Annotated in this window: 27 protein-coding genes; 9 read left to right on the top strand and 18 right to left on the bottom strand. The window is 66.2% G+C overall.

Features of this window, described 5'->3' with window-relative positions:
* Positions 1 to 15: 15 nt before the first annotated feature.
* The 5 genes from IEY68_RS24245 to IEY68_RS24225 all read right to left on the bottom strand — a co-directional run bounded on the left by IEY68_RS24245 (position 16) and on the right by IEY68_RS24225 (position 3,537).
* The gene (locus IEY68_RS24245; protein ID WP_062999673.1) at positions 16 to 294 is read right to left on the bottom strand and encodes a DUF3349 domain-containing protein; all 279 of its coding nucleotides are present in this window, start codon (positions 292 to 294) and stop codon (positions 16 to 18) included.
* Positions 294 to 647, bottom strand: coding sequence for a DUF3349 domain-containing protein (locus IEY68_RS24240; protein WP_062999671.1), 354 nt, complete (start codon positions 645 to 647; stop codon positions 294 to 296). The genes IEY68_RS24245 and IEY68_RS24240 overlap by 1 nt, the downstream gene beginning before the upstream one ends.
* Before the next feature lies 1 nt (position 648).
* On the bottom strand, positions 649 to 924 hold the full coding sequence (locus tag IEY68_RS24235; RefSeq protein ID WP_062999669.1) for a hypothetical protein: 276 nt from the start codon (positions 922 to 924) through the stop codon (positions 649 to 651).
* 70 nt (positions 925 to 994) lie between these two features.
* Complete coding sequence (locus tag IEY68_RS24230) at positions 995 to 2,203, bottom strand: inorganic phosphate transporter (RefSeq protein ID WP_062999667.1); 1,209 nt, start codon at positions 2,201 to 2,203, stop codon at positions 995 to 997.
* Positions 2,204 to 2,310: 107 nt separating this feature from the next.
* Positions 2,311 to 3,537, bottom strand: coding sequence for a multidrug effflux MFS transporter (locus tag IEY68_RS24225; RefSeq protein ID WP_189094475.1), 1,227 nt, complete (start codon positions 3,535 to 3,537; stop codon positions 2,311 to 2,313).
* Positions 3,538 to 3,589: 52 nt separating this feature from the next.
* Here IEY68_RS24225 and IEY68_RS24220 point away from each other — a divergent pair, with 52 nt between their 5' ends.
* On the top strand, positions 3,590 to 4,063 hold the full coding sequence (locus tag IEY68_RS24220) for a MarR family winged helix-turn-helix transcriptional regulator (RefSeq protein WP_062999665.1): 474 nt from the start codon (positions 3,590 to 3,592) through the stop codon (positions 4,061 to 4,063).
* 57 nt (positions 4,064 to 4,120) lie between these two features.
* Here IEY68_RS24220 and IEY68_RS24215 read toward each other — a convergent pair whose 3' ends face one another.
* From IEY68_RS24215 to IEY68_RS24205, 3 genes are all read right to left on the bottom strand, one after another.
* On the bottom strand, positions 4,121 to 5,944 hold the full coding sequence (locus IEY68_RS24215) for an acyl-CoA dehydrogenase (RefSeq protein ID WP_062999663.1): 1,824 nt from the start codon (positions 5,942 to 5,944) through the stop codon (positions 4,121 to 4,123).
* 172 nt (positions 5,945 to 6,116) lie between these two features.
* Entirely contained in the window at positions 6,117 to 6,989 is an 873-nt protein-coding gene (locus tag IEY68_RS24210; RefSeq protein WP_062999662.1) for a nuclease-related domain-containing protein, read from the bottom strand.
* Positions 6,990 to 7,161: 172 nt separating this feature from the next.
* The gene (locus tag IEY68_RS24205) at positions 7,162 to 7,539 is read right to left on the bottom strand and encodes a VOC family protein (protein WP_062999660.1); all 378 of its coding nucleotides are present in this window, start codon (positions 7,537 to 7,539) and stop codon (positions 7,162 to 7,164) included.
* 176 nt (positions 7,540 to 7,715) lie between these two features.
* Between IEY68_RS24205 and IEY68_RS24200 the strand changes: the two genes are divergently transcribed.
* Entirely contained in the window at positions 7,716 to 8,570 is an 855-nt protein-coding gene (locus tag IEY68_RS24200; protein WP_062999658.1) for a patatin-like phospholipase family protein, read from the top strand.
* Between the two features lie 79 nt (positions 8,571 to 8,649).
* On the opposite strand, the gene IEY68_RS24195 is transcribed toward IEY68_RS24200, so the two are convergent.
* Positions 8,650 to 9,921: a helix-turn-helix domain-containing protein gene (locus IEY68_RS24195; protein WP_063916387.1), complete on the bottom strand. Its 1,272-nt coding sequence runs from the start codon at positions 9,919 to 9,921 to the stop codon at positions 8,650 to 8,652.
* Positions 9,921 to 10,070: a hypothetical protein gene (locus IEY68_RS24190; protein ID WP_189094474.1), complete on the bottom strand. Its 150-nt coding sequence runs from the start codon at positions 10,068 to 10,070 to the stop codon at positions 9,921 to 9,923. The genes IEY68_RS24195 and IEY68_RS24190 overlap by 1 nt, the downstream gene beginning before the upstream one ends.
* 393 nt (positions 10,071 to 10,463) lie before the next feature.
* Here IEY68_RS24190 and IEY68_RS24185 point away from each other — a divergent pair, with 393 nt between their 5' ends.
* From IEY68_RS24185 to IEY68_RS24170, 4 genes are all read left to right on the top strand, one after another.
* Positions 10,464 to 11,114 (top strand): SRPBCC family protein, encoded by a 651-nt coding sequence (locus tag IEY68_RS24185; protein ID WP_062999656.1) that lies wholly within the window; start codon positions 10,464 to 10,466, stop codon positions 11,112 to 11,114.
* The gene (locus IEY68_RS24180) at positions 11,114 to 11,515 is read left to right on the top strand and encodes an ArsR/SmtB family transcription factor (RefSeq protein ID WP_062999654.1); all 402 of its coding nucleotides are present in this window, start codon (positions 11,114 to 11,116) and stop codon (positions 11,513 to 11,515) included. Before IEY68_RS24185 ends, IEY68_RS24180 begins: the two co-directional genes overlap by 1 nt.
* Before the next feature lie 51 nt (positions 11,516 to 11,566).
* Positions 11,567 to 12,283 carry a polysaccharide deacetylase family protein gene (locus IEY68_RS24175; protein ID WP_062999653.1) on the top strand — a complete coding sequence of 239 codons (717 nt, stop codon included), beginning with the start codon at positions 11,567 to 11,569 and terminating at the stop codon, positions 12,281 to 12,283.
* A 127-nt stretch (positions 12,284 to 12,410) separates the two neighbouring features.
* Entirely contained in the window at positions 12,411 to 12,956 is a 546-nt protein-coding gene (locus tag IEY68_RS24170) for a carboxymuconolactone decarboxylase family protein (RefSeq protein ID WP_062999651.1), read from the top strand.
* Positions 12,957 to 13,177: 221 nt separating this feature from the next.
* On the opposite strand, the gene IEY68_RS24165 is transcribed toward IEY68_RS24170, so the two are convergent.
* From IEY68_RS24165 to IEY68_RS24155, 3 genes are all read right to left on the bottom strand, one after another.
* Positions 13,178 to 13,594, bottom strand: a complete 417-nt coding sequence (locus IEY68_RS24165) for a hypothetical protein (RefSeq protein WP_062999649.1) — start codon at positions 13,592 to 13,594, stop codon at positions 13,178 to 13,180.
* A gap of 186 nt (positions 13,595 to 13,780) precedes the next feature.
* Positions 13,781 to 15,184, bottom strand: a complete 1,404-nt coding sequence (gene lpdA, locus IEY68_RS24160; RefSeq protein ID WP_062999647.1) for a dihydrolipoyl dehydrogenase — start codon at positions 15,182 to 15,184, stop codon at positions 13,781 to 13,783.
* Between the two features lie 405 nt (positions 15,185 to 15,589).
* Positions 15,590 to 16,438, bottom strand: coding sequence for an SDR family oxidoreductase (locus IEY68_RS24155; RefSeq protein WP_229718954.1), 849 nt, complete (start codon positions 16,436 to 16,438; stop codon positions 15,590 to 15,592).
* A gap of 76 nt (positions 16,439 to 16,514) precedes the next feature.
* Here IEY68_RS24155 and IEY68_RS24150 point away from each other — a divergent pair, with 76 nt between their 5' ends.
* A complete protein-coding gene (locus IEY68_RS24150; protein WP_062999645.1) occupies positions 16,515 to 17,117 on the top strand; it encodes a TetR/AcrR family transcriptional regulator in 603 nt (200 codons plus the stop codon).
* A 640-nt stretch (positions 17,118 to 17,757) separates the two neighbouring features.
* Here IEY68_RS24150 and IEY68_RS24145 read toward each other — a convergent pair.
* On the bottom strand, positions 17,758 to 18,444 hold the full coding sequence (locus tag IEY68_RS24145; RefSeq protein ID WP_062999642.1) for a ZIP family metal transporter: 687 nt from the start codon (positions 18,442 to 18,444) through the stop codon (positions 17,758 to 17,760).
* Positions 18,445 to 18,630: 186 nt separating this feature from the next.
* Here IEY68_RS24145 and IEY68_RS24140 point away from each other — a divergent pair, with 186 nt between their 5' ends.
* Together IEY68_RS24140 and IEY68_RS24135 are read left to right on the top strand one after the other, a co-directional pair.
* Positions 18,631 to 19,323, top strand: coding sequence for a TetR/AcrR family transcriptional regulator (locus tag IEY68_RS24140; RefSeq protein WP_308434991.1), 693 nt, complete (start codon positions 18,631 to 18,633; stop codon positions 19,321 to 19,323).
* Between the two features lie 46 nt (positions 19,324 to 19,369).
* Positions 19,370 to 20,230 carry an alpha/beta hydrolase family protein gene (locus IEY68_RS24135; protein ID WP_062999635.1) on the top strand — a complete coding sequence of 287 codons (861 nt, stop codon included), beginning with the start codon at positions 19,370 to 19,372 and terminating at the stop codon, positions 20,228 to 20,230.
* A gap of 68 nt (positions 20,231 to 20,298) precedes the next feature.
* Here the strand turns inward: IEY68_RS24135 and IEY68_RS24130 are convergent, their stop codons facing one another.
* From IEY68_RS24130 to IEY68_RS24115, 4 genes are all read right to left on the bottom strand, one after another.
* On the bottom strand, positions 20,299 to 21,294 hold the full coding sequence (locus IEY68_RS24130; RefSeq protein WP_189094473.1) for a JmjC domain-containing protein: 996 nt from the start codon (positions 21,292 to 21,294) through the stop codon (positions 20,299 to 20,301).
* Complete coding sequence (locus IEY68_RS24125) at positions 21,284 to 22,552, bottom strand: MFS transporter (RefSeq protein ID WP_062999631.1); 1,269 nt, start codon at positions 22,550 to 22,552, stop codon at positions 21,284 to 21,286. Before IEY68_RS24125 ends, IEY68_RS24130 begins: the two co-directional genes overlap by 11 nt.
* A 44-nt stretch (positions 22,553 to 22,596) precedes the next feature.
* Positions 22,597 to 23,781 carry a cupin domain-containing protein gene (locus IEY68_RS24120; protein WP_062999629.1) on the bottom strand — a complete coding sequence of 395 codons (1,185 nt, stop codon included), beginning with the start codon at positions 23,779 to 23,781 and terminating at the stop codon, positions 22,597 to 22,599.
* Positions 23,782 to 24,667: 886 nt separating this feature from the next.
* Positions 24,668 to 26,563: a vWA domain-containing protein gene (locus tag IEY68_RS24115; RefSeq protein WP_063916388.1), complete on the bottom strand. Its 1,896-nt coding sequence runs from the start codon at positions 26,561 to 26,563 to the stop codon at positions 24,668 to 24,670.
* Between the last annotated feature and the right edge of the window lie 29 nt (positions 26,564 to 26,592).

The following is a 26,592-nucleotide window of genomic DNA, read 5'->3' as shown; positions in this document are numbered from 1 at the left end:
CTGTACGGTCGGGGTTCAGTGGGGCCAGCCGGGTGGATCCAGATGTGACAGCACCCGCTGCAGGTCCACCTCGGAGGGCATCTCGTCGGTGACCTCGGTGATCATCACCTGGATATCGGTGCGATCGATCGGGCGGTCCGGCGAATGCAGTACTTCCGCGGCGATCTCCTGGACCTCTTGGTCGGTCAGCCTTCGTCGCAGCAGCGCGACCAGCGGAATGTAATCGGATTCCGGGACGCCCTCCGGATAACCCCGCCGGAGCCAATCGACGATCGCACGCAGCACATGCGGCATCATCGGTCCTCGTCGGGCCGGGCGATCTCGGCCAGCGGCGAGGCAAGCGGCCAGCCACCCGCGGCCAGATGCGACGCCACCCGGGCGATATCCTCCGGACCTGCCTGTTCCCGGGCGTACCTGCTGACCGCCACTTCCACCTCGGCGTGCGTGATCGCCTGATCATCACGGTCACGGACCAGTTCCTCGGCTACCTGTACGACTTCGTACTCGGTCAGGTCCCGGTGCAGGACGGCGAACAGTGCCACATAGTCCGATTGGGGAACCCCCTGTGGATATCCGGCCCGCAGCCACGCGAGAACCCGGGTCAGCAGACCCGACCGCTCCGGCGACACCCCGTGCTCCGCGGTCATCTCAAGCCTGCCCGAACAGGTGGATACCGAGCCGCTGCGCGAGAAATGCCTTGGCGACGAAGAGCACCCCCGCGATCACCACGGCCACCACGGCGACCAAGCAGGCGCAGGCACCGACCAGCGCGGCCGGACGCCGCCGCAACGAACCGCCGGGCCCCGCCGTCCCCGCGGCCGACCACAGCCGCACCCCGAGTGCGAACACCATCGGTAGCCCGGCACCGAGAACCAGCGCCGCCAGCGTCACCTGCCCCAGCGCTCTGAGATTCGTCAGAACCATCGATATGAAGCCTCCATCGAATTCGTTCCATGCGGTCCGCGGAGACCGCAGCGAAGGCGGAGGTACCGCATCATGAAGCCTCCTCGGATGTCGATCCGGCGACCGGTGGTTGCTGCGCCGGCCGGGGCAGAGCCGGCTCGGCATCCGCCGCAGGGGGGTCGTTCACATTGCCGCTGGACACCTTGTCCCGCAGCGAGCGCCGGTAGATGAGACCCGCCAGCGCGATCAGCAGCGCGAAGACCACCAGCACACCCGCCAGCCCGCCGATGTAGTGCGCGAGCACCCAGCAGATGGCGCCCGCGATACCGGCGGCCGGCAGTGTCAGCAGCCACGCCACGACCATCCGGCCCATCACACCCCAGCGCACCTCGGCGCCCTTGCCGAGTCCGGAACCGAGTATCGCACCGGTAACGGTCTGTGTCGTCGAGAGCGGCAATCCGAAATGAGCGGAGGTCAAGATGATCGCCGCCGAGGCCGATTCGGCCGCGAGGCCCTGTGGTGAATCGATATCGACCAGTCGTTTCCCGAGGGTGCGGATGATCCGCCAGCCACCCAGATAAGTACCCGCCGCGATCGCGCACGCGCAGGCGGCCATCACCCACAGCGGCATCGCCGAATCCGGGGAGAGTTCACCGTGGGCGACCAGGGCCAGGAAGATGACCCCCATCGTCTTCTGCGCGTCGTTGGTGCCGTGCGCCAGCGATACCAGCGATGCCGAGCCGACCTGGCCCCACCGGAACCCGGTGGTCACCTTGTCCGGATCGGCACTTCGGGTGAGCCGGTACACCGACCAGGTCCCGATCGTGGCGACCATACCGGCGACTATCGGCGCGAGCAGCGCGGGGATCACGATCTTGTTGATCACCCCGCCGTCACCGGAGACCCACACCACCCCGCTCCACCCGAGTGCCGCGAGGGTCGCGCCGATCAAACCACCGAACAGCGCGTGCGAGGAACTCGACGGCAACCCGAACAACCAGGTGAGCAGATTCCAGAGAATACCGCCGACCAACCCGGCGTAGACGATGATGAGCAGTGAGTGCCCGGACACCTCGTTCAACCGCACGATTCCCTCGGCCACCGTCGCCGCCACCGCCACCGACAGGAACGCGCCCACCAGATTCAGGATCGCCGATAACGCGACCGCGACTCTGGGGCGCAGCGCTCCAGTGGCGATGGAGGTCGCCATGGCATTGGCCGTGTCGTGGAAACCATTGGTGAAGTCGAAAGCCAGCGCCGTGACAATGACGACCAGAAGGATCAGCAGCTCAACCGTCACGCCATGCATTGTGCGTCATGGACCGCACGGTCTGGACCAGCGGGACCGGGCGCCCGGCGAAAGACAGCACCCACTTGCGTGAACGCGGGTGGCGCGCCGCCGAACCCTCATATGTGGGCCGCTTCGCGCTCGAACCGCGCGACCTCACCCGCCGTCGCCGCGACCCGCCGCGCGATCATGCCCAGGCACGCGCAGACCACGATCACGATGCCCATCGGTACACCGGTGGCCGGACCGCCGAGACCGACCAGCGGAGAAACCACCGCGCCCAGCGTGAATTGCAGTGCCCCCATCAGCGCCGAAGCAGTACCGGCGGCGTGACGCGCCCGGCCGATCGCCAGCGCGCTCGCGGTGCCCATGACCGTCGGGGTGGCGGCCACCATCACGAAGAGCACGGGCAGTACCAGCGCGGCCGGCGCCCCGGCGACCAGCAGTACGAGCAACACGATCCCGGCCACCAGGATCACCGCCTGCCCGATCCGCAGGATCGGCCCCGGACCGAACCGGCCGACGAGCCGGGAGATCACCACCCCGGCCACCACCATCCCGGCGGCATTGGTCGCGAACACGATCGTGTACACGCGGTTGGACATTCCCAGCACGTTCTCGATCACGAACGGAGAGGCCGAGATATAGGCCATCATCCCGGCGAACCCCAGCGCGAAAGCGAAGATATAGCCGAGATAACCGCGGTCGGAACCGATATCCCGCATGGTGCGCAATGTGCCGCCGATACCGTCGGTATGCCGCCGCTCCGGCGGCAGCGATTCCGGCACCACGAACAGCGCACCCAGGAACATCAGCAGGAAGATTCCGCTCAGCGCCCAGAATTCGGCCCGCCAGCCGGCGGACACCAGAACGCCGCCGAGTAGTGGCGCGACCACCGGCGCGATACCTCCGATGGCGGAGAACAGCGTGAAGAGCCGGGCGGTGGCCGCGCCCTCGGTGCGGTCGGCGCCGACCGCACGACCGATGACCAGACCCGAGGACGCGGTCAGGCCTTGGACGAAGCGCATGGCGATCAGCAGCCAGATAGTGGGCGCCAGGGCACAGATCACGGTGACCACGACGGTGATCGCCGTAGCCACCACCAGGGGTGTGCGGCGGCCGAACCGATCGGAGAGTGGTCCGATGAGCAACTGCCCCGCCGCCAGCCCGACCAGGAACGCGGTCAGGGTGAGCTGCACGCTCGCCGCGCTGGTGTCGAGATCGGCGGCGAGTTCGGTGAACGCCGGCAGGTACATGTCCACCGCGAACGGCGCCGCGGCCGACAGCAGTGCCAGCACCACCAGTAGCAGTCCCGATACCCCGGGTCGCGTACGAACAGGTAGCACGGCGCCTCCTCCCAAAATGCTTATTTATGTATACATAAGCTAACATGGGCGAATGAGCAACCCCTCCGATCTCCGCGCGCTGGACAACGCGCTGCGGGATATCGCGCGGGCGGTGCGCAAGGCGACACCGCGCCTCACCGGTGCCGAACCACTCACCGATACCCAATTCGAGGTGCTGCGCATCATCGTGCACAACCCCGGCACCGCCGCCGGCGAACTGGCCGCGCTGACCGGTATGCAGCCGAGCAATATGAGCGCGACACTGCGTCAGCTGAGTGAATACAGCCTCATCGATCGCGAACCCGACCCGGGCGACCGGCGTTGCAGCCGAATCCTGCCCACCGAGAAGGCCATCGCGCACGCCCGCGAGATGGAGGCGGTACGCACCGGACTGGTCCTCGACGCCCTGGCCACTCTGGATCCGGCCGATCGGGAAAGTCTGACAGCGGCCATCGGCGGCCTACGCGCACTGGCCGGCGCACTGACCGGCACGGCACCCCGCGTCACCCGCCCGCGCGACAGCTGAGCGCGCCTGCGACCGGTGGCGGTCCATCCGATCCCGGACGGGCCGCCACCGGTCGGATCAGAAAGCCTCTTCGGGCATGCTCATGATGTCGGTATCGAGCGCCGCGATGATCTCCTTGGTCGCGGTGAGAGTGGGCAGCACATTCTTCGCGAAGAAGCTCGCCACCGCGACCTTGCCCGTATAGAACGGCCGGTCCCGCTCGCCGGCCGCGGCCAGAGCCGCGGTGGCGACCTCGGCCTGGACCAGCAGCCGCCAGCCGATCAGCAGATCACCGACCGCGAGCAGGAACCGCACCGAACCGAGTCCGATCTTGTACAGCTCGGCGGGTTCGGATCGGGCGGCCACGGCATAGCCGGTCAGCGCCCCCGCCATCGTCTGGACATCTTCGAGCGCGGTGCGCAGCAGTGCCCGTTCGGTATCCAACCGGCCGGTGGGCGAATCCAGGAACGCGAGGATCTGGCCGAAGATCTGCCCCGCGGCGGCACCCTTGTCCCGGATGATCTTGCGGAAGAAGAAGTCCTGCGCCTGGATGGCGGTGGTGCCCTCGTACAGCGAGTCGATCTTGGCGTCGCGGATGTACTGCTCGATCGGATAGTCCTGCAGATAGCCCGAGCCGCCCAGGGTCTGCAGCGATTCGGTCAGGTACTGGTAGGCCCGTTCCGAACCCACACCCTTGACGATGGGCAGCAGGAAATCGTCCACCCGGTGTGCCGTTTCGGCGTCCACCCCGGAAACCAGTTCCGCCACATCGGCGTTCTGGTGGACCGCGGTGTAGAGGTAGACCGCGCGCAGACCCTCGGCATAGGCCTTCTGTGTGGCCAGGCTGCGCCGCACATCCGGGTGGTGGGTGATGGCGACCCGCGGCGCGGCCTTGTCCGCCATCCGGGTCAGGTCGGCGCCCTGCACCCGTTCTTTCGCGTACGCGAGAGCGTTCAGATATCCGGTGGACAGGGTCCCGCTGGATTTGACGCCCACCATCATGCGCGCGTTCTCGATCACCTTGAACATCTGCGCGATACCGTTGTGGTTGTCCCCGACCAGCCAGCCCACGGCGGGCTTCTCGCCCCCGAAGGTGAGTTCACAGGTGGGCGAGGACTTCAGGCCCATCTTGTGTTCGACATCGGTGACATAGGCCCCGTTGCGCTCGCCCAGTTCCAGGGTCTGCGGATCGAACAGGAATTTCGGTACGTAGAACAGCGATAGGCCCTTGGTGCCCGGCCCCGCGCCCTCGGGGCGTGCCAGCACCAGGTGGAAGATGTTCTCCGCGGTATCGCCGACATCGGCGCCGGAGATGAAGCGTTTGACACCCTCGATATGCCAGGTGCCGTCGGGCTGTTCGACGGCCTTGGTCCGACCGGCACCCACATCCGAGCCCGCGTCGGGTTCGGTGAGCACCATGGTGCCCTGCCAATGACGGTCGAAACCGGCTGCGGCCCAATGCTTCTGCTGCTCGTTGCCGATCTCGAAAAGGACCTGCGCCATCACCGCGCCCATATCGAAGAACACCGCCGACGGGTTGGCGCAGGTGATCATTTCGCTGACCGCCCAGCAGAGTGCGGCCGGTGCGGGCATACCGCCCATCTCCGCGGGCTTGCCGAGGCGGTTCCAGCCGGCGTCGCGAATGGCGTGCACGGTTTCGGCCAGAGCTTCCGGGACAGTGACCGAATGGGTCTCCGGCACGAACTCCACCGGATCCCGGTCGGCTGCCGCGAATGATTGCGCCACCGGCCCCTCGGCGAGTCGTTTGACCTCGGCCAGGATCTCGCGCGCGGTATCGGTGTCCAGATCCCCATACGCACCGGAATCGAGAATCTTGCCCAGTTCGAACACCTCGAAGAGGTTGAACTCGATATCACGCAGATTCGCCTGGTAGTGACCCACGGCTGTCCTCCTGGTCGAAACGGTCGGCGGCCGGGCCGACCGCGTGGTTACAGGCATTTCGACATCGTACGAACCGAAGCGTGCCGGACTCGGCACCGGGTACGCAACCGTAGTTTCGGCCCGACCGCTCACCCGGCCCGGAACCGGTGTCCGGGACAGGCGCACACCCTGCTCAACAACCCGGTTGTAGCGGCCAGCACTCCACCGGACCCCCGCGCACGGGCACAGTCGGCTCGACGGTGGTGCTCGGCGGCGCCGCCGGTTCGGCAGCGGGCCCGTCGGTCAGCAGGGATCCGATGATCGCGCCCAGCACCACGAGCATGCCCAGCACCGCGACCGTGAGCACCACCCAACCGACGGCGTCCTGGTTACGACCGGAATCCGGACGGCGCCAACTGGGCCGCTCCCGCGGTTTCCTGGGCGCCTCCGGCAGTTTGTCCTCGAAACCGGCGGCGATCAGCTCACCGCGTTCCGGCGCCCAACCGGTGAGCGCCCGGGTCGCCGCACAGACCCGGCCCAGCGTCCAGCGCGGCGCTCCGGGCGCGAAGTTCTCCAGGAAGATCCGCAGTTCGGTCGATTCGACCGTGTTACCGACCACTACGTCCAGCCCCGGCCGCAGCGTTTCCCGGCCCGGCCGCAGCACCGCGCCACGCATGGGGGCCAGCGCCACCGCCCCGCACAACTGCCCGGGGTCGTAGGTGGCGCGCTCGAAGGTCAGCTCGACCTCCCGCACGGCCGTCTCCAGTTTGCGCACCGGGTTCACCCCGAATTCCAGTTCCAGATCCGCCGCGACATCACCCACCCGCCACGGCCGTTCCTGGGACACCGTCAACACGCCGCTCTGCCTGCTGCGGAACCCGACCACTTCGACCACGAGGACGCCCTGCGGCGTCCAGATCACCGCGCCGATCTGCCGGGTTCCACGCTGGGTACCGATCCGCAGATCCACGATGGCCAGACCGGTCGTAGGCAGCTGCCGCAGACATTCCACGAATTCCTTTTCGGCCGCGGATAGTTCCGCCCGATCGTCGACCTTCACCAGCATCGTGCTCTACCTCTGCCGTGTGTCGTTACCCCTCATGCCACCACCGACCCCCATGTCGATAACGGCCCGCCAGCCACTTTCGTACCACTCATATGACCTGCGGTTCAGGCGAATCGGCAATCAGCACCCCGGACCCGGCGCCCGGGTACCCGGTCCGGGGTGCGCGATGGCGTCAAACCCATTGCACGAGTTGGTAGATGATCCCGTTCGCATCGGTGGTCTGGAAATAGCGTTCGCCCCACTCCTCGGTCTCGATCGGGGTGACGATCGGGGCCCCTTCCGCGCGCAGGCGAGCGTATTCGGTATCGATATCGGCCACCACGAACACCACCAGCAATCCGTCACCGGCGGCACCGGCGGCGCGCTCGGGCTTGAACGTGGACAGACCGGTGCGCAGGTAGATGAGGTTGATCCCCGCCTCGGGGTGGCCGAGTGAGACGAAACCATCCGCGGCCATCTGCTCGGCGAAGCCGAAATGGGTGGTGACGAACTCCGCCGAAACGGCGGGATCGGCGACGTTGAGCGATACAGCGGTACCGGTGATTCGCATATGACCTCCGCTTGCCGAAAACAACGTATGGTGTACGAAGTTATTTCTACCCACTCGGTCCGCGCCTCGCACCGTGATCTACGCCATAAATACGGCGCAGTGCCCGACTCCGGAGCGGCGGCGATACCGACCGGTCGCGCCGGGCGCGACTCTCCCGCATTGGCTAACCTCTTGCCATGCCTGACGCCCGGCCTGCCGGAAAACCCACGATCGCCCTGGTACTGGGAGGCGGTGGCCCGGTCGGAATCGCCTGGCTGAGCGGCCTCGCCGGCGGCCTACGCGACGCCGGGATCGACCTGTCCCTGGCCGACCGGATCATCGGCACCTCCGCCGGCGCGGTCGTCGGCTCGGCCGTCGCGGCCGGACTCGACCTCGCCACCTTGCTGACTCCGCGGCCGCGGTCCACCGAACCGCCCCGGCACAACTACGCGCCGCTGCTCGAGATCGCCTCCCTGCTGCGTGCCGTCGACCAGGATCGCGATCTGGTGCTCCAGCGAATCGGCGAACTCGCACTGGGCACGGACACCGGCGACCCGGCCGCGCATATCGAGCGCATCGGATCCCTTGTCGGTTTCGCCGGATGGCCCGAGACCGATCTGCGGATCACCGCTGTCGATATCGGCACGGGGACGCTCACCGCCTGGACCCGCGACGGCGCTGCCACGCTCGTCCAGGCACTCGCCTCCAGTACCGCGGTTCCCGGCGTTTTCCCGCCGATCGAGATCGACGGCCGGCACTACATGGACGGTGGAGTGCGTTCCACCATCAATGCCGACCTCGCCGTGGATCACGATGTAGTCGTGATCCTGGAGCCGCTGGCACACGTGTATCCGCGCACCCGCGCCGACCGTGAACTGGGCGCCGCGCGAGAGATCTCGGTGCGTCCGGACGAGACTGCCGTCGCCGCGTTCGGAACCGATCTGTTCGCCGACGCCGCGCTGGGTCCGGCCTACGAATCGGGCGTGCGGCAGGCGGCGCCGACCGCGGCCGAACTGAAGGAATTCTGGCCCGCCACACCGGCCACCGACTAGGCGTACCTCCGCATTCGCTCCGGCCGTGCGCGGATTTGCGGCTCGGCCACACCCTGCCGCGCCCGATGGACCGGACCGCTCAGATCGCGCGTGGGCCGCGGGCTGCGCGCAGACCGCTGCGGGCCGGGCCGGGACGGACCGTCACCGGCTGGATCAGCGCCGCGTCCACACCGATTCGCTGCGCGAATTCACTCAGGCCGGGCGTGCTGCGGTCCATGCTGAGCAGATCCGCGGTCGTCGACCGCACCGACTTGTGCCGGTACACCTGTTCGGGGGCGAGCACCTCCGCCTCCAGCAGTAACGCGAGTGCGCGTTCGGGACTGCGACGCTGAGCCCACGCACGGGCGGCATCGATGAGCAACCGGCTGTGCTGTCCGGGCGCGAGCCGTTCCGGGTCGATCTTGCCGGCCAGCCGGATCGCGGTACCGGCATCGCCCAGTTCCACCGCGGCGGCGACCTCGTGCAGATCCACTGCGGTGGGTCCGAAATCCATATGGTGGTCATCGCGGTCCTCGCCCAGGGCCGCCGCCGTCGCGCGGGCGGCGGCGAGCAATTCGTAGGCCTCCTCGGCCTCCTCGGTTCTCGCCGCGATGAGCGCGAGCTGGAGGGTCAGTGCGCCGTACACACTCGCTGCTCGCGGCTCGGCCTCGCCGATAAGTCCGCCGAGCACCTCGCGTGCGCTTCTCGCGGTGTGTTTCGCCTGGTCGAGGCGATGGGAACGGTGGAAGACGAAGGCGAGACGAAATGCGCCCGCGGCCATCAGAATCGGATCGGCGGCACGCTGCGCCGCGGCGATCGCGCGATCGGCGGACACCCACGCGGCATCGAACTGCTGCAGGTCCGCGAGCGCGACCGCATACGCCTGGTAGGTATCGGCCAGCAGGAGTTCGGCGTCGCGGGAGCCGGTGTGCACCACCGCGGCCTCCAGTTCGGGCAGCAGCGATTCCAGCAGATCCAGTAGATCCGTGTAGTGGCCCAGCCGGGTGAACGTCCAGGCGGCGTCGGCGCCCTGTGCGAGTCGATCCGGATCCGGGACGGTCCCGGATCCGGCGGTCAGCGCCCGCAGGGCGTGGTTACCGGTCAGCAGCAGAAGTAGCGGCACGGCTACGGCCGGGACCGGTTCGGCCTGCGCGGTGGGCGCGGACGGCGCCAGTTCGGCGACGGGCATATCGAGCACATCGGCGATACGTTCGAGCACATCGAGCGCCTTGACCGGCCGGACACCGCGTTCCACCTGCGAGACCCAGGCCTCCGACCGTTTGATGAGCGGGGCGAAGTCCCGCTGGGACAGACCTTTCCGCGCACGGTAATAGGCGATCTTGCGGCCGATACCGGAGTCGTGATCCGCCATCAGAAGAGCACGCCCTTCGCCGCGGCCGGACGCGAACGTCCTATATACCGGTGTACGGGAAATACGCGGCGGCGTGATTTCGGCACCGGACCGGGTACCGCCGCGCTCGTCGGATCGTGCATATCGAAGCGTGGCACCAGTTCTCGCATATCTGGCTCCTTCGTTGCGACTCCGGCTTGTGACCAAAGGACGACAAGCTCTTCACAAATGCTAACCAGTATTTCGCTACCACCGGAGTAGCGAATTGATCCATTGCCTGCCCGAGCCGGGCGCAGTCGCCTCGGACCGGACCGCGCATGGCCCGGGAATACCGAATTCCGCCGTGGAATCCACCCCGCGATCCGCTCGTCACTTTATCCCGGCGGACGCCCGGGGAAACAGCGCTGTTTCCCTCTCACGGGATCGAGCGATGAACCCGGACCCGTTGCTGTACCGGAGATTCCACTCCCGCCCCGGCCGAACCGCACCACCCGCCACGGCCGGCACAGCTACACCGGCCTAATCGATGTAATATAAGTAGAAACTTATCAAGGGAGGAAAATATGGGTTCGCTCACCGATCCGGCCGCTATCGCGGGACTGGTCACCCGGGAGGTCCGCACCGGGGAACGGCAGGGAGCCGTCACCCGGATCGCCGTCGCGCGGCGTACATACGCCACCGATCCGGACGATCTGTGGGAGGCACTCACCGATATCGATCGGATTCCCCGATGGTTCCTACCTGTTACCGGACAGTTGAGCGTGGGCGGCCGTTACCAAACCGAAGGAAATGCCGGCGGTGTGATCGAGGAATGCGAACCGCCGAAACACTTTGCCGTGACCTGGGAGGCAGGGCCCATCGTTTCCTGGCTCGAAATACGGCTCACCCGGGCGGATGCGGGAACTACTCTGGAATTGGTCCACGAAGCCCCCGTCGACCCGGATATGTGGAAACAATTCGGCCCCGGCGCGGTCGGCGTGGGCTGGGATCTCGCGCTGCTGGGTCTGGGTTTGCATCTCGACAGCCGTGCGGAGGACCACTCGGCGGCCGCGGTGGAATTTCCGCTCACACCCGCGGGCAACTCGTTCGTCCGCGCCGCCGCCGGCGACTGGGCCGAGGCCGCGATTTCCGACGGTGACGATCCGGCACAGGCTCATACGGCCGCCGAGGCGACCGTCGGCTTCTACACCGCCGAGGAGGAGCAACAATCCTGATGGGCCACGCCTCCCCGGCGAAAGTGTTCGAGGCACTCGGCGACCCGGTGCGCCGCGCGATACTGCTACTGGTGTCCGGCGGTGAACGCTCCGCCGGCACCCTGGTCGACGAGATCCGCGAGCACACGCCGATCTCGCAACCCGCGGTCTCCCAGCACCTCAAGGTGCTGCGCGCGGCCGGACTGGTCCGGGTACGCGCGGAAGCCAACCGGCGTTTCTACGCCCTGGAACCGGACGGGATCGCGACCGCGCGGGAATGGCTGACCGAACTGGTGGACCCGCTGGCGCGATTCGCGCAACCCCTCGACGCCCTCGCCACCGAGGTCGCCCGTGGCAAGCGCGAACGACGCGAAAAGCCCAGCGGCACAACGTCGGCGAATCGTACGGACCGGACCGCCTGACCGACCTCTCCTACAGTCGCCATCTCGACCGGCACCTGATATATACCTGGCATGCGGAAGTGGATGGCAGGGTCGGCGATCGCCCTGGTGGCGGTGCTGATCGTGGTGGCCGGCGGCTATTTCCTGATGAATTCGCGGACCTACCAGCTGGCCGGTCGCCTGGTGGACCGCGTGGACACCACCGAGAAGGTGGTGGCACTGACGCTGGACGACGGACCGTCCGAGCACGCTCCCGAAGTGCTCGGGCTACTCGCCACCGCCGGTATCCCCGCCACCTTCTATCTCAACGGCCGCGATCTGGCCGCCCGCCCCGAACTGGGCCGGGCCATCGTGGCGGCCGGTCACGAGCTCGGCAACCACACCTACAACCACCGGCGCATGGTGCTGGTCTCGCCCGAAACAGTCGTCGAGGAGGTGGAAGGCACCGACAGCGAGATCCGGGCGGCCGGTTACCAGGGCGACATCACCTTCCGGCCGCCCTACTGCAAGAAACTGTGGGCCCTGCCGAGCTATCTCGCCGACCACGACCGCACGACGGTCACCTGGGATGTCGAACCCGAGGACGGCAACACCTCGACCGCGGACATGGTCGCCGCCGCCGTCGACCAGGTACGCCCGGGGTCGATCATCCTGCTGCACACCATGTACGCGTCCGGAGCGGCTTCCCGGGCCGCCATCGGTCCGATCGCCGCGAAACTGCACGCGCAGGGGTACCGGTTCGTCACGGTCTCCGAACTGCTCGACCGAGGCGATTCCGCACGCTCGTGAAATACACTCCGGGAAAGTCGTCCGCTCCGGCCGCGCCACCGGCGGGTAGGTTCGGAGCAAAGCCGTGCCGCGGGAGTCGCGACGACAGCCGCGGCCGCACAACTGTTCCACCGGAGAGGGCGATGTGATGGTTTCGCAGCCGCGACCACGGATAACCCCCGGCCGCCTCCGCGAGCTGGGTCCGTTCAACTGGGCGGCCTGGCAGGTGCTCTCGCGGGCGTCGGGCACCGCGGACGCCCAGGTGTTCAGCACCCTGGGCCGGGCCGGACGGTTGTTCCGCGGCTGGCTGCACTTCTCCGGAATGCTGATGCCGGGTGGGCGGCTGCGCCGCCACGAGACCGAACTGGTCATCCTGCGCGTCGCCCATCTGCGCGATTGCGAATACGAGACCGACCACCACATCCGCCTCGGGCGGCGGGCCGGGGTGACCCCGGAGATCCTGGAAAGGATCCGGGCCGGCGCCGGCGCGGAAGGCTGGACCGATAAGCACCGGGCGCTGCTCGCCGCGGTGGATCAGCTGGTCTCGACCCGCGATATCGACGACGCCGCCTGGGAACACCTGTCCACCTACTACGACGACCGCCGGCTCATCGAAATCGTCCTGCTGGTCAATCAGTACGAGGGCCTGGCCTCGACCATCACCACACTTCGCATCCGCCGCGACGATTTCTGAACCGGCCGAACGGTCACACAGACCTGCGCCGCCGCGCGTAGACCTCCTGCTCGTGCCGGGCGATCACCGCACCACCGGGCCCCACCGGTTCCGCGCGATGCGTAGTGCGTGAGACCCCGGTCGCCGCCACGTTGCGCCGGATTCCATCTCGTCCGGGCCCATTTACATCGTCGCCCGCACTCACCTTGCCCGGAGCCAGGGGTTCGGTGGCCGCCCTGGTGTCAGCGACCGCCGGTGAAAGCGTTTGCCGGAACAAATATCTCGTGCCCGGAGTCGAGGTGGGCCCACACTCCCGCCGGGCTCCATCGCACCGACTCGAGTACCGGATCGCGGGTGCCGGTGATCTCGAAGTACACCGGGTGCCCGTACTCCATTTCCGGGTAACGTCCGACCAGGATCATGTCCGGGAGACGTCGATGCAGCAGCCAACTCTCCCGGCGCAGGAGTCCGGTGTGGTAGGTCGAGCCGTCGTATTCGACGCTCGCGGGCTGGGTTTCGACCCGCAGTACCTCGGTGTGCACCATCCGGGTGTCGACGAAGACCGCGATCAGCACGATCACGAACAGCAGCAGGGCCGCCGCCGCACCGAGGACCGGTCGCAACCCGCGGCGTGCGGGCGGTGACGGTTCCGGGCTCACCGGCGGAATATATCCCAGCCGGGCATGGGCTGCCCGGTGGCCGCGGCGAAGCGCTCGGCCCCGGTCGCCGATCCGCCCACAACGCGAGCGGGACCATCGACATCACCGGCTCTACCGCCGAAAGGATCGGCCCGGCGCCGTGTGGAACACGGGCACCGGGCCGGGGGAACGATCCGCCGGAGCAGGTCAGAAGTTGATCATGTGCCCGGCCAGGCCGTGGATGGCCTCCTGCAGCGCCTCGCTGAGGGTCGGGTGTGTGTGCACATTGCGGGCCAGTTCGTTGACCGTGAGGTCCCACTTCTGCGCCAGGGTCAGTTCGGGCAGCAGTTCGGAGACATCGGGGCCGATGAGGTGCCCGCCGATCAGTTCGCCGTACTTGTTGTCCGAGATCAGCTTGACGAAACCGGTGGCATCACCGAGGCCGTGCGCCTTGCCGTTGGCGGTGAACGGGAAGGTCGCGACCTTCACGTCGTAGCCCTCGTCGCGCGCCTGCGCTTCGGTGAGACCGAAGCTGGCGACCTGCGGCTGACAGAAGGTGGCGCGCGGCATCATCCGGTAATCGCCCAGGGGCAGTGTCTCCGCGCCGCCGATCGTCTCGGCCGCGACCACACCCTGCGCTTCCGCGACGTGCGCGAGCTGCAGTTTCGCCGTCACATCGCCGATCGCGTAGATATGCGCCACATTGGTGCGCATACTGTCGTCGATGGCGATGGCGCCGCGGTCGGTGAGCGCGACACCGGTGTTCTCCAGGCCGAAGCCTTCCACCCGGGGCGCGAAGCCGACGGCTTGCAGCACCTTGTCCACGGTGACGGTCTCGACCGAGCCGGACTTGTTGTCCTTGATCGCGACGGTGACCTTCGAGCCGTCGTCGTCGATGGACTGCACCGCGGCACCGGTGGTGATGGTGATCCCGAGCTTCTTGTACGCCTTGGTGATCTCCTTGGAGACATCGGCGTCCTCGTTGGGCAGCGCCCGGTCCAGGAATTCCACGATCCGCACATCCACGCCGTAGTTGCGCAGGACGTAGCCGAACTCCATACCGATCGCGCCGGCGCCGACGATGAGGATCGAACCCGGCAGATCGCGGGTGAGGATCTGCTCCTCATAGGTGACGACGTTCTGGCTCAGCGAGGTGCCCGGCAGCAGTTTGGTGTTGGTGCCGGTGGCGATGATGGCGTTGTCGAAGGTGATCGACTCGCTGCCACCCGAGCTGAGCTCGACCGAGAGAGCGTTCGGGCCGGTGAACGAACCCTTGCCGTCGTACTCGGTGATCTGGTTCTTCTTCATCAGGAAGTGGACGCCCTTGACCCGGCCGTCCGCGACCTTACGGCTCCGGTCGAAGGCCGCTCCGAAATCGAAGGACGCCTCCCCGGTGATACCGAAGGTCTTCGCTTCCTTGGTGAAGATATGGGCCAGCTCCGCGTTGCGCAGCAGGGCCTTGGACGGGATGCAGCCGACGTTCAGGCACACGCCACCCCAGTATTTCTGCTCGACGATCGCTGTTCGCAGGCCGAGTTGAGCGGCGCGGATCGCGGCGACGTAACCGCCGGGACCAGCACCGAGAACGACGACATCGTAGTGGGAAGTCACGCTGTCGAGCCTAACGCTGTTGCTGGAAGTTCACTCGCCTAGCCCCAGCAATGGTGAGGAGCTCCACCCACCCGCTGGTTGCTCGTGGCACGGCCGCAATAACTACCGTGGTAGCCCGTGGTTACCGCTCGGTCCCGCGACGTCGACCCGGTCGACGTCCGATCAACGTACGTTCTGTTCGCCTCGGCAACGCCGATCCGATGATCGGAACCGTCTCGACGCAGCTGGTCCGGCCGGTCCGCGACTCCGCGTTACGAGCCGGGGTCGACCCGGGGCACCGGGAGTCGGCCGGGAAGCGCCACACGGCGCGGTGGCGGTGGGTGGCCTCGTCCCGGGAAATCGGGCAGCCACTGGAGCAGCGAGGCTGTCCTGGGCGCACGGCCTTGTGCGCGCCCGGGACAGGCCCTACCGGAACGCCGGCAAGTTATGAGCCACCCACTCGCCGAAGGAGTTGGCCGGGCGGTGGAGGACGGCCGCTACGTCGGGGCTGATCTTCTGCTCCGCCGGAAGCGGGACGCCGAGTACATCAAGGGTGCCGGTGACAACTTGTTCCGGCATGAACTGTGCCATGCGGGCATGGGCCTCCTCGCGGGCCAGTTCCACGAACGCCACTTCCTCACCCAGGGCCTCCGAGATGACCGCGGCCTGCTCACGCGGGCTGATCAGCTCCGGGCCGGTCAGCTCGTATACGTGGTCCGCGTGACCGTCTTCGCGTAGCGCAGCGGCGGCGACTGCGGCAATGTCCGACGGGTCGATGACGGGCAGTGCCACATCTCCGAACGGTGCGAAGATCGTGCACTTCGTGCGGACTGTCTCGGCCCAGGCGAAGGCGTTGGAGGCGAAACCGCCGGGACGCAGGATGGTGAAATCACGCCCCGCTGCGCGCACGGCCGACTCGAACTCCCGCAGGCGGGCATGCGAAAGCGCTTCTGGGCGGGTGGCACTGACCTGCGACGAGACCAGGACGATCCGCTCGACCCCGGCGTCCGTCGCCGAATCGAGCAGGGAGGCCGGACTTTCGCCTCGGCTGTTCAGTTCGCCGCCCAGCAGGAGAAACAAGGCGCGGGCTCCGTCAAGAGCCGGCCGCAGGCCCGCAGCGGCCCCGATATCGGTCTGGGCCCACCGGACACCGGCCGCCAGTCCGGCGGGCTGGGGTCGACGCGACACGGCCACGACCTCTTCATCCGCCTCGGTCAGTAGCTGCACCAGCGTCCTTCCGATGTTGCCGGTAGCTCCTGTTACTACGATCATCATGACCTCAAATCTTAGTTAGTTGAATGACTAAGTCGAAAGATAGCCGCTCCACGGAAGGTTGTCTATAGTTAGTTGGGTGACCAACTCAGCAGATCGGCGGGTGCGAGCGTCGCAGAAACGTCAACGGCTGACGTCGGCGGCCGCGCGGGTCCTGCACGAGCAGGGGGTCGAACGCACCACCCTCGGCGATATCGCACGCGAGGCCGACGTCCCGGTGGGGAACGTGTACTACTACTTCAAGACCAAGGACGAGCTGGTCCAGGCCGCGCTGTCCGAGCACAGCGCACACCTGGACGAACTCACCGGCCGGCTGGATCAGCTGGCCGACCCCCGTGACCGCCTCAGAGCGCTGATCGAAGCGTGGGTCGACCAGCGCGATGTCGCCGCCCGCTACGGCTGCCCCACCGGCACCCTGGCCGTCGAGCTCGACAAGCGCGCCGACGGGACCCTCGACGCCGAGGCCGGCGCAGTCATCCGGCGGCTGCTGGACTGGGCTGGACGCCAGTTCCGCGAGCTGGGCCTGCGTGACCCGGACGGCCTGGCCCTCACTTTCATCTCCACCTACCAGGGCATGTCGCTCCTGGCCAATGCCCTGCGCGACCCGGACATCATGACCCGCGAAGGAACCCGCCTATTGCGCTGGCTGGACTCGCTCCGGGTTCCCGACGGGCACTTGTGACCCAGCCGCGACCATCGCAGACTCACCGGCCGATACGCTCGCCGAGCCCCGCAGGTGCGCACGCACATGCTCCGGCGTCAGCCGATCGTTGAACGGTTGGGTCGCGGCGATTTCGTCGCTCGATTCGCGGAGCAGGATCGCGCCGTTGTCCCCGTGGCAGCAGATGATCACTTCGCCTGCGACACCGATGATTCCAATGCCCTGCGATTCTGCTCACTCGTCCATTCATATACCTCGCAGGGAAGGACGCCGATGCCGAAGTCGCCCACTACACCCGGATACCGGGGTGATTCGCATTTGTTCCCTCGGCACCCCCGCGCTGCGAGCAAACCCGCTGTGCGGCTGGATGTCCTGCACCTGAATCTCCGCTGCCGGCCCGAACCAGAACGCGGATCGCAGCTCACCTGGCAAAGCCTGCCGCCCCTGATCGCGGGGACACCGACCAGCCCCGCCATGGCGACCGGACGACCGTTACGCACCACGAGTCGACACGCCCGGAACGTGGACAGCCGATTCCGCTCCGTAGCGCCCACGGCCCCGGCCCGCGGCACGCCGCGCGTTCGCCGAAGCGCGCACGTTCGGCGAGTCCGTCGGCGACTCCGAACACGCGGCGCTCAGGATTATTCTGCGGGACCGACCGTCACCCCAGCAGAAAGGCGACGAGAAATCCGACCGAGGTCGCCATACCGACCCACCAGCCGCCTTCCCGGTATGCCTCCGGCATCAGCGAATCGGCGAGGACCGCGATGGTCGCGCCGCCGGCGAAGGCCTGGATCGCACTGATATGGGCCGGTTCGAGGCGATCGGACAGTAGGGCCCCGGCGACTGTCACCACCACGAGGACCGCGCCGGTGAGCAGCCACAGGGTGAATGCCCTGCCGGTGGAGACGTTTCGCTGCCGGTGCAGCAGCGCCGAACCCCCGATCGCCTCCGGCACATTGCCCGCCGCGATGGCGACCAGCAGGACCATCCCTCCCCCCGAACTCAGCGAGACGCCGAGCGCCGTGTTCTCCGGAACTCCGTCCAGTACCGTTCCGAGCATCAGGGCCCAGCCCACCGCACCCGCGCCCTCGCGGCGTTCGAGAAGCCGATTCGCGACCACATACACGGTCGCGCCGAGAAACAGCGCAGCTCCGGCGGTGAATGCTCCCGCCTGTAGGAACGCGGGCTCGAACAGTTCGTTGGAGACCGCGGCGATCATGGTGCCCGCACCGAACGCCATCAGCGAGGCGAGCAATGGTCTGGGCAATGTTGTTCGCAAACCGATGATCGCTCCGATGAGCAATGGAATTGCGGTACCCAGCCCATACAGCAGTGCGGCTCCCATAAGTTGAACACTATGTGTTGCCGGGTTGTTGCAGTGGTGATGCACGGCCGATGGAAATTATTCTAGAATTTCCCTCTAAAATCCCGTGTACCTGCACAGATCCGGGCACTGTCCGATTTGGCAGTTTCGCCGGCGACCCCGGTTGCGGGCAGACAACTTTCGGCAAACCCACGCCGTGCTACCACCATGCTACGAAAGGCCCGATCGATGACGAGGGGATCGGGCTTTTCGGTATTGTTCTGCGCGATGTCACAGGAAGCGAATTCGGGACGACGGTATGCCGGGCAGCCCGTAGAAGATCGGCAACGCGAGCGACGCGCTCGTTTTCTCGAATCCGGCCTGACGGTTTTTGCGAGAGACGGGTATGCCAATAGCTCAGTAGGCGCCATTTGCAAAGACGCGGGGTTGTCCTCGCGCCAGTTCTATGAGGAGTTCACCGGCCGCGAATCCTTGCTCCTGGAACTCTTCGCCCTCATCGACCGGGAATCCCGGACCGCGGTACTCGCCTCGCTGGAGCAGAGCACCGAGGAGACCGCACTGCAACGGATCGACAGCGCCATCCGCGCCTATGTGCAATCCATCGGAACCGATATGCGACGAGCTCGGGTCGTGCTCGTCGAAGTGGTCGGTGCCGGGACCAAAGTCGAGAAGATGCGCGGGGAATCGCGCCGGGCCTGGAGTTCGGTGCTCGCCCGGGCCGCGGAGGACGCCGCATTGCACGGCGAGATACCGACCGGCGATTACGACCTGCGCATGCTCGCCATCATCGGCGCGGTCAACTATGTCGTGGACGAATGGAGCGGAGTCGAATCCCGGCAGCCGCTGGACGAGGTGATCCGGGTACTGAGCCGAATCATTGTGGGTGCGATCCGGGCCTGAGCACGGCGGCCGCCGTGCGAGAGGTCCGGCGGCTAGCCTTGACCCGGTGGAGACCGTTCCGATCCAGATGCCGGACGGCAGCACCGTACCGGTGCGGCTGCTCCCGGCCACGGGACCGCACCGGCACCCGATCACTCTCGATACACCGCGCCCGGTGGTCGTGCTGATACCGGGACTCGGCGTGCCCGGCGAGTACTACCTCTATTTCGCCCGGGAACTCGCCCGGCGCGGGGTCGATGTCGCGGTGGGTGAACTGCGTGGCAACGGCGACAGCCTGCCGAAAGCGAGCACGACCAGCACCTACGGGTACCACGAACTCGTCGCGGTCGATTTCCCGGCGATCTTCGAGGTGGTGCGCACTCGATTCCCGGACAGCACCCCGTACCTGCTGGGCCACAGTATGGGCGGGCAACTGTCGGCGCTGTACGCCGCGCGGGTTCGCGGCCGGCTCGCGGGACTGATACTCGTCGCCTCAGGAACTCCCTATCACCGGGGTTTTCGCGGACTTCTCGGGCCGGGAATGCTGCTCGGCACCGCTGCGGTATCACTGACCGCCGGCCTGGCCGGGGTCTGGCCCGGCGATAAAATGGGTCCCAACGGATTCGGCCGTCAATCCAAAGTGCTCATCTCCGACTGGGCCCGGCTGGCTCGCACCGGCCGGTTCACCCCGGCCGGTGCCGATATCGATTACGAGGAACGGCTCTCCCGGCTGAAACTCCCCGTCCTCTCGATCACCCTGTCCGGCGACGAACTCGCTCCGCGAGCGTCGGCTCGTCATCTGCTGGACAAACTGCCTGATGCCGACACGACCACCTGGCACGAACCCCGGCCGCTCGGCCACAACGGCTGGATCCAGGATCCGGCCGCGGTGATCGACCGTATCGAGAAGTGGCTCCATGACCGGTGATCCGGCGAAGAACCCGAGGGTGATACCCGAGACATCACAGCCGACGTGTTCAGCGGGGATCTCCGGGCTCAGCAGTAGAGTATTTCGTTCTGCACAGCGAACAGGACGAAGGCCCGCATCTGGGTTTCGCTCACTTCTTCCGCAAGTTCGCACAGCGTAGCGAAGTCCGCGTATCGCCCGTCGGCAAGATACTCGAGCACGGGACGCAACCGGCCGTCGAGCAGTAGTGACCTGTCGCCGTCCGTGAGCCGGATCCCACCGTCGCCCTCCACCAGACCGGGGCGAACGCGCCCGGCGAATTTATATGCGTATCCTCGCGGATCGGTATTCGGATCGAGCAGGACGGGCAGTGCCCCGCCCTCTCGTCGAGCGAGCTGGTGCTCTTCTCTGACATGCGCGGACAGACTCGAACCGAAACGATTCGGGCGATCCAACCAGTCGAATGCGATCGTGAGGTGCAGTGAGAGCACCCCTTCCCCCGAAACCATATGCGGAGTATCCGATGCCAGATACATGAAGTCACCGGGCATCAGGATGCTGTTGTCGACTATGGGAACATCGCTGCCGGGTTCGTACACCGACCACCGTTTCTTGCCACTGACCTGCAACACCAGGAAGTTGTGATCGTCGACATGCGGCCCGAAGGCCGACTCGGAAGTACGCGTGAGGTAGGCCTGCACCCACACCCGCGCACCGACCAGGTATTCCAGTGCCTCCTGAATCCGTTGCACAATCATCGAGTTCTCGTGCAGATGGTTGTGGATGAGTGTTCCGCCGTCGAGAAGATACCGGCTCACCCGCGCGGAGTTCAGATAGGAGTGTGCGACCAAACCGTCACCGATACGAGCGTCCATGAATTTGCTCGGATGCAGATCCTTGCCCTCGTGTACGAGGCGGATATTCGACCAGAGCGGCCCCGGACGCATGATATCGCGCCACAGATGCTCCTCCAGAACTTTCAACTCGGTCAGCTCCGGCTGGAAGGCCGACCTGGCGAAACGATGCTCCGTGCTGCAATGCCGTGCCAATCGCTGGGCAATTTCGAAACCCGGATCAGTGCTCATTGTTCTCCCTCCCTGAAAGCTCCGGCTGCAGTGGCGCCGCAGGATCGAGGCGCTTCCCGTGCGATACCCGGACGGCAACCGCGAGAGCGGCGGTCACGATGATGCAGAGCACCGCGGCGGGCTCGATTCCGATGGTGGACAGCGCGACCCCTCCGATCGCCATTCCCGCGGGTACACCCGCGGCGTTCACGAAACCCTCGGTAGAGCTGAACCGTCCGAGGGCGGTGATCGACAATTGAGACTGCATCAGCGACTGCCATACGATGCCACCCACCGAAATCATGAATCCCGCGGTCATACAACCGACGAAGAGCAGCTCCGGCCCGGCCGCTCCGCGGGCGTAGCCGGCGACAGCCACGAGTTCCAGAATGACCGCGCCGGTTACCGCGGCAGACATGAAAGGCCATCCCACCTGCCGCGATCCGGCGATCAGCACCGTCGAACCCGCGAGACCGGCCAGGGCCATCCCGGTCGCCAGGACAGCCCACTGGCCACCGCCACCGGTCCGCTCGACAGTGAGGGCCGGCCCGGCCACAGCGACCATTCCGATCGCGAACGAAACCACGAACCACAGGGCAACCGTCCAGCCGAGCCAAGGAGCCGCTGCGACGAGCGACCGAACCGTGTCCCGAGCCTCGGCGGGTTCGTCCCTGTCGAGCTCGTCGGCTCCAGTGCGTTCCGGTTTCGTCAATACGGCGATGCGGCGCACGTACATCAAAGCCAGGAGATTCACTACGAAGGTCATGGAGTCGAATACCAGGATCCATCTGAATCCCACTGTTTCCAACAGCACCACCGCAGCTGCCGGGCCCAGCAGCACGCTGAGGTCCACCACCATGGCGACGAGAGCGTTGGCCGTACGCAGCTCACGCTGAGGTACGAGCTGAGGCATCAGGGTGTAGCCGGCCGGACCGTAGAAAGCCGTCGCCGCGCCGTAGACCGCAGCCGATACCGACATGGCGAGAAGTGAATCCCGGTTCGTCACAACGAGATAGAGCGCAAGGCCGCCCTGCGCCGCGATCCGCGCCACATCGGACAGGATCATAACGGTGAACTGGTTGTAGTGGCCCGCAACCCGCCCCGCCAGCGGCGTGCAGACGAAGCGGCCCACCCAGAGGCTGATCAGAATGATCGTCAACGCGCTGGCGGCGCCGAACGCCTGAACGGAGTACACCGCGAACGCCACCGGTATGAGACCGTCTGTGGCGCTCGAACAGATACTACCGAGGTACAGGCCGCGGAACGCGCGGTCCTGCAATGGACTCAGCTTGTTCCGGAGGCCGTCTCGCACCGCAGAAGGCCTCATCCAGCGACCAGCCCGCCCAGCCCGTAAACGCCCTCCACGACCTTGCGGCCCGCCTCCGAGGGAATGTCCAGCGCGGCGATGAACTCTTCGCGGGAGTGCGCACTGCCACTGTCGATCAATTCCACGAACGACTCGAACTCCACAGGCGTGTTCACTCGCAGCATCCTCCCACGGACCAGTACGGCCCCGGGGCCGTCAGCGGCCGCGACTCCCGGAAACGCACCGCGTACATGCGCGGGCACATCGCTTCGCCCGGCCAGGGCTGCCTGTTCCGGTTTGGCGATATAGCCCTGGGTCCGTGCCACGGCTTGATTGCGCGCGAACTCGGCGGCCACCAGATCGGTGATCCGATCCTGCGCGGCAGGCTTCACACCCAGACCGTGCACTACCGATCCGAAATCCGCTGCCGTACGGATCTCCTCGGCCGGGGGTACCAGTCGCTCGATAACCGCCGGCAGGGCGGCGGCAAGGCTCCTGGTCAAACTGAACGGATAGATCGTGAGTCCGACGAAAGCAGACGGGCCCTCATTGCGAAACAAGTGATATCTACCGCGGGGAATGGAAATGAAATCACCGGGCCGGAGCGTGATCGATTCGGCTGATTCCAAGTGTCTTTCGATTTCGAAAGAAATACCGTTGAACGATGGGCTGTGAACGAAAAGATCAGCCGACAATGCGCCTTCCGGCCAGACCCACACAGTCTTCTCGGCCGGGCCCAGATGGAAAATCATCGACGGTTCGTCATCGCAGTGAATCCCGAAGGGAGTCCATTCGGATTCGGCGACGAAGGAATAGATATCTGTCCCCGCCAGGGGCTCGTATCCGACATCCACGGTTATTTTTCTAACCAGTCCTGCGAACCATTCCGACAACGGCAGCGACCATGCGGCCAGATTGTTTATCGCCACACATCCGGGCTCCGCACCCGATGCCGCCCGGAGCCATTCGTTCACATTCGAGTCCGGCCCCAGCCGACTTCGGGCGAGCCGTTCCGAGAGCCGGTAGTCCAGCACGCCGGCACGGAAGGCGCGAACCCTGGGACGGGAGCGCGAGCTCGACGTCAAGTTTCGTACCGCTTCGGCCAGATGAGCACCAATAGTGGCCGTATCCTGCAGAGACAGCGCAGAGGGGAGATAGAAGAGCTCGGCGAATTCCGGCGCATGAGCGGCGATCTCGAGCAATTTTGACGAGTATTGTACAGACATTATCGAAGGCCCCCGGGGTCGAGCGAGCTGAAATCAACTCGGATGCATTGGCATCCGATCAGAAATTAGAATTCAGATATTCCCCATACCCGAAAAGAGTGTGGGATCAACCTTTACTTCAGTGACCGGTGTCCTGACGCGGACCCGGAACAGGAACGGGCCCGAAAGCCGAACGTCCACTTTCGTTGCCTTCGATGATCTCCAGCACAAATTCTTCAGGAATCTTGTTCATGTGGTTTCCCTCCCATATTTTTCTCAGCCCTACCGATTTATCAATCGGCCCCAACCCCGGGGACGCTTCAACTGTACATCGCCGAATTGCAAGAGCAAGTCGATATGATCCATATCACATGCTGTTTCTCGGTGGAACCATTCCGGTCGTTTCGGCGTCAATATCCGTTTGCCAATGGCTCCGTTAATCGGCATCCAATTGTCAAGAGAATATTCGGTGCCGGTCTCCCGATGCATCCACCTGCACAGCCTCCCTCCCGGCAGAAGTGATCCGCAGCCTCGGCCCGATCGGCGCTCGAGCAGCCGGTCGGCCATCACGCAAACGGCGGTGCGGCGATCCGAGCGACTGCCTCATGCCCATCGCGGCTCAACGGGACCTTCGGTAGCGAAGGCGACCGGCACTTCCGCCCGCGCACTATCGAACAGGGCGGCGCAGCGAGCGAGCGACCGGCACAGCGTTTCCCGTTCGGCATCGGTGAATCCGTCACCGACAGTTCACTTCACCGCGATCGCGCGGGTGTCGCCTTCACCCATCATTGATTCGCTTTTTCGGTGGGCCGCGTTGCCTCGCCGTTCGACAGCGGCGGCCCACTGGGCCCCCGGTACACCCACCGCCCCGTTCCGGGTTCTGTCAGCGCCTGGTACGGCGAATACCCAGCACTCCCGCCACCACCGCACCGGCCACCAGCACGATCCCCGCAACGATCGCGGTCCAGATCACCGGGGATATACCGTCGCCTTCGCTCGCGCCGGCTGCCTGCGCGGCCCCGTCCGGCGCGCTGCGCGATTTTCCGCTCTCGCCGAACACTGAATCGTCTGCGGTCCGGTCCTCGTAGCGCGGCCCGGGCTCCGGGGCACCGGTGACGTCGACTTCCAGTTCGACCGGGACCGGCCCGGCCGTACGCTCGCCGTCGAGCGTCGGGCTGAGTTTGACCGCGATGTAGTACCAGCCCGCCAGTGCCTGATTCGCGATATCGGCGTCGGAATTCTCCCGATTCGCATAGCGGACCGGGACGGTCGCTATCGCCGGGGCGTTGGCCGGCAACAGGTTTTCGGTGCCGTTGTAGGAGGAAAAATCGGAGTCGAGTTTCACCCGGTAGGGCGTATAGAGCGTCGTCCAGACATTCGAGAGGTTGTCGACACCGCGTAACGGGCTCTCGCCGAACCGCACCCGATACGCCAGCCCCTGGCCCCAATCGAGCTTCACCCGATAGAAAACGTACTCGCCACGCTGCAACGTATCGGAGTACCGGCCGGACCCGGGTAGCTCGGCCGCGACATTGAAGGATCCGCCGCCCACCACGGGTGTGGGTGGCCCGCCCGGCTCGCTGTATGTCACCGGGGTGGGTTCGGGCGCTGCGCCGGGATCGACGACACCGGGCTCCAGGCCGACCGATACTTCCAGCGGTAGCTGCGCCGGCCCGTCGGCCGCGACGTGGGCCCATTCCAACGTGAAGTAGTAGCGTCCACCACCTTTGCACTTATCGGTGCTGTAGCTCCCCGTTTCGGGTTCGGCCGCGCCCGCCCACACACTGCCGACCGTCAGGCTCACCCCGTCGGAGGAACCGGTGGAGGAGTCGCTCTCGAAGCCGTAGCAGTCCTGGCCGTCGGTGCCGTAGACCTGCATCTGGAGTGAGTTGGTCGAATTTTCGGTCCCGTACACCCGCGGAAACGACACCGTGCCGGTGAAATACGCGGTCGCGCCGTCGGGTACATCCACCGCGTAATACTGCGGCTTCTTCCGTTGCAGCACGTCGACATACTGCCCCGGCGTCACCACCGGTGCGTCGCGATATTCCGGTGTACCCGCGATCGGGGTACCTGTCGCGGCGTAGTTGCGCAGTGCGGCAGCACTGACGCGTGGCAGTACCTGCTCGAGGGTCTTGCCGTCGACGGCATCGGTGTAGGTGCCGCCGGTGCTCTGTGCGATACAGGTCAACTGTGCCCGGGAGGGATCGTCGACCCCGAACCCGATAGCGTGCACCACTATCTCGGCACCCTGTGCGCTGAGTTCACGCGCGACATCACAGGGGTCCGGCGGCGCGCAGGTGTCCAGTCCGTCCGAGACCAGCACGATCGAGCGCGGCCCCTGCTGGGGCAGCGCCGCGGCCGCGGCGCGCAGTGAGGTGCCGATCGGGGTGTAGCCCTGCGGTACGATCTGGTCCGCCGCCGCGGTCAGTGCCGGTTTGTCGATGGTTCCGGCCGGGTGCAGTACCTTGACGTCCTGGCAGCCCGCGGCCATTTCCGCGTCCGAGGAACCCGTCGAGGTGCCGTACACGGTGAGGCCGACCTTCGACGCGTCCGGTGCCGCCGTGACAAAGGTGCGGACGGCGTTCTTGGCCGCGTCCATCTTTGTGCCACCGGCAGGGTCGGGCGCCAGCATCGAACCCGACGCATCCACTACGAGCATCGTCGGTGCGTACGCCGTATTCGCCGAACCCGGATCTTGCTGAGCCAGAGCGGGCGTCGCACCCGGAACCAGGCCGATCACGCCCACCGCGGCTGCGGCCAGGACTTTCTTCACCATCGACACGCTGCCGGGCCTCCATTCACGAT

The organism is Nocardia jinanensis (genome assembly GCF_014645735.1).
Lineage (GTDB): Bacteria > Actinomycetota > Actinomycetes > Mycobacteriales > Mycobacteriaceae > Nocardia > Nocardia jinanensis.
Note: the sequence above shows the minus strand (reverse complement) of the source record. Positions and strands in the feature narration are given on the sequence as shown.

Excerpts from the sequence above, each read along its gene's own strand:
- IEY68_RS24240 (WP_062999671.1), bottom strand. The coding sequence starts at position 647 with ATGACCGCGGAGCACGGGGTGTCGCCGGAGCGGTCGGGTCTGCTGACC.
- IEY68_RS24190 (WP_189094474.1), bottom strand. The coding sequence starts at position 10,070 with ATGCGAGAACTGGTGCCACGCTTCGATATGCACGATCCGACGAGCGCG.
- IEY68_RS24175 (WP_062999653.1), top strand. The coding sequence starts at position 11,567 with ATGCGGAAGTGGATGGCAGGGTCGGCGATCGCCCTGGTGGCGGTGCTG.
- IEY68_RS24115 (WP_063916388.1), bottom strand. The coding sequence starts at position 26,563 with ATGGTGAAGAAAGTCCTGGCCGCAGCCGCGGTGGGCGTGATCGGCCTG.
- IEY68_RS24235 (WP_062999669.1), bottom strand. The coding sequence starts at position 924 with ATGGTTCTGACGAATCTCAGAGCGCTGGGGCAGGTGACGCTGGCGGCG.
- IEY68_RS24140 (WP_308434991.1), top strand. The coding sequence starts at position 18,631 with ATGCTACGAAAGGCCCGATCGATGACGAGGGGATCGGGCTTTTCGGTA.
- IEY68_RS24130 (WP_189094473.1), bottom strand. The coding sequence starts at position 21,294 with ATGAGCACTGATCCGGGTTTCGAAATTGCCCAGCGATTGGCACGGCAT.
- IEY68_RS24210 (WP_062999662.1), bottom strand. The coding sequence starts at position 6,989 with ATGCTGGTGAAGGTCGACGATCGGGCGGAACTATCCGCGGCCGAAAAG.
- IEY68_RS24200 (WP_062999658.1), top strand. The coding sequence starts at position 7,716 with ATGCCTGACGCCCGGCCTGCCGGAAAACCCACGATCGCCCTGGTACTG.
- IEY68_RS24205 (WP_062999660.1), bottom strand. The coding sequence starts at position 7,539 with ATGCGAATCACCGGTACCGCTGTATCGCTCAACGTCGCCGATCCCGCC.
- IEY68_RS24170 (WP_062999651.1), top strand. The coding sequence starts at position 12,411 with ATGGTTTCGCAGCCGCGACCACGGATAACCCCCGGCCGCCTCCGCGAG.
- IEY68_RS24245 (WP_062999673.1), bottom strand. The coding sequence starts at position 294 with ATGCCGCATGTGCTGCGTGCGATCGTCGATTGGCTCCGGCGGGGTTAT.
- IEY68_RS24180 (WP_062999654.1), top strand. The coding sequence starts at position 11,114 with ATGGGCCACGCCTCCCCGGCGAAAGTGTTCGAGGCACTCGGCGACCCG.
- IEY68_RS24145 (WP_062999642.1), bottom strand. The coding sequence starts at position 18,444 with ATGGGAGCCGCACTGCTGTATGGGCTGGGTACCGCAATTCCATTGCTC.
- IEY68_RS24185 (WP_062999656.1), top strand. The coding sequence starts at position 10,464 with ATGGGTTCGCTCACCGATCCGGCCGCTATCGCGGGACTGGTCACCCGG.
- IEY68_RS24155 (WP_229718954.1), bottom strand. The coding sequence starts at position 16,438 with ATGATGATCGTAGTAACAGGAGCTACCGGCAACATCGGAAGGACGCTG.
- IEY68_RS24220 (WP_062999665.1), top strand. The coding sequence starts at position 3,590 with ATGAGCAACCCCTCCGATCTCCGCGCGCTGGACAACGCGCTGCGGGAT.
- IEY68_RS24195 (WP_063916387.1), bottom strand. The coding sequence starts at position 9,921 with ATGGCGGATCACGACTCCGGTATCGGCCGCAAGATCGCCTATTACCGT.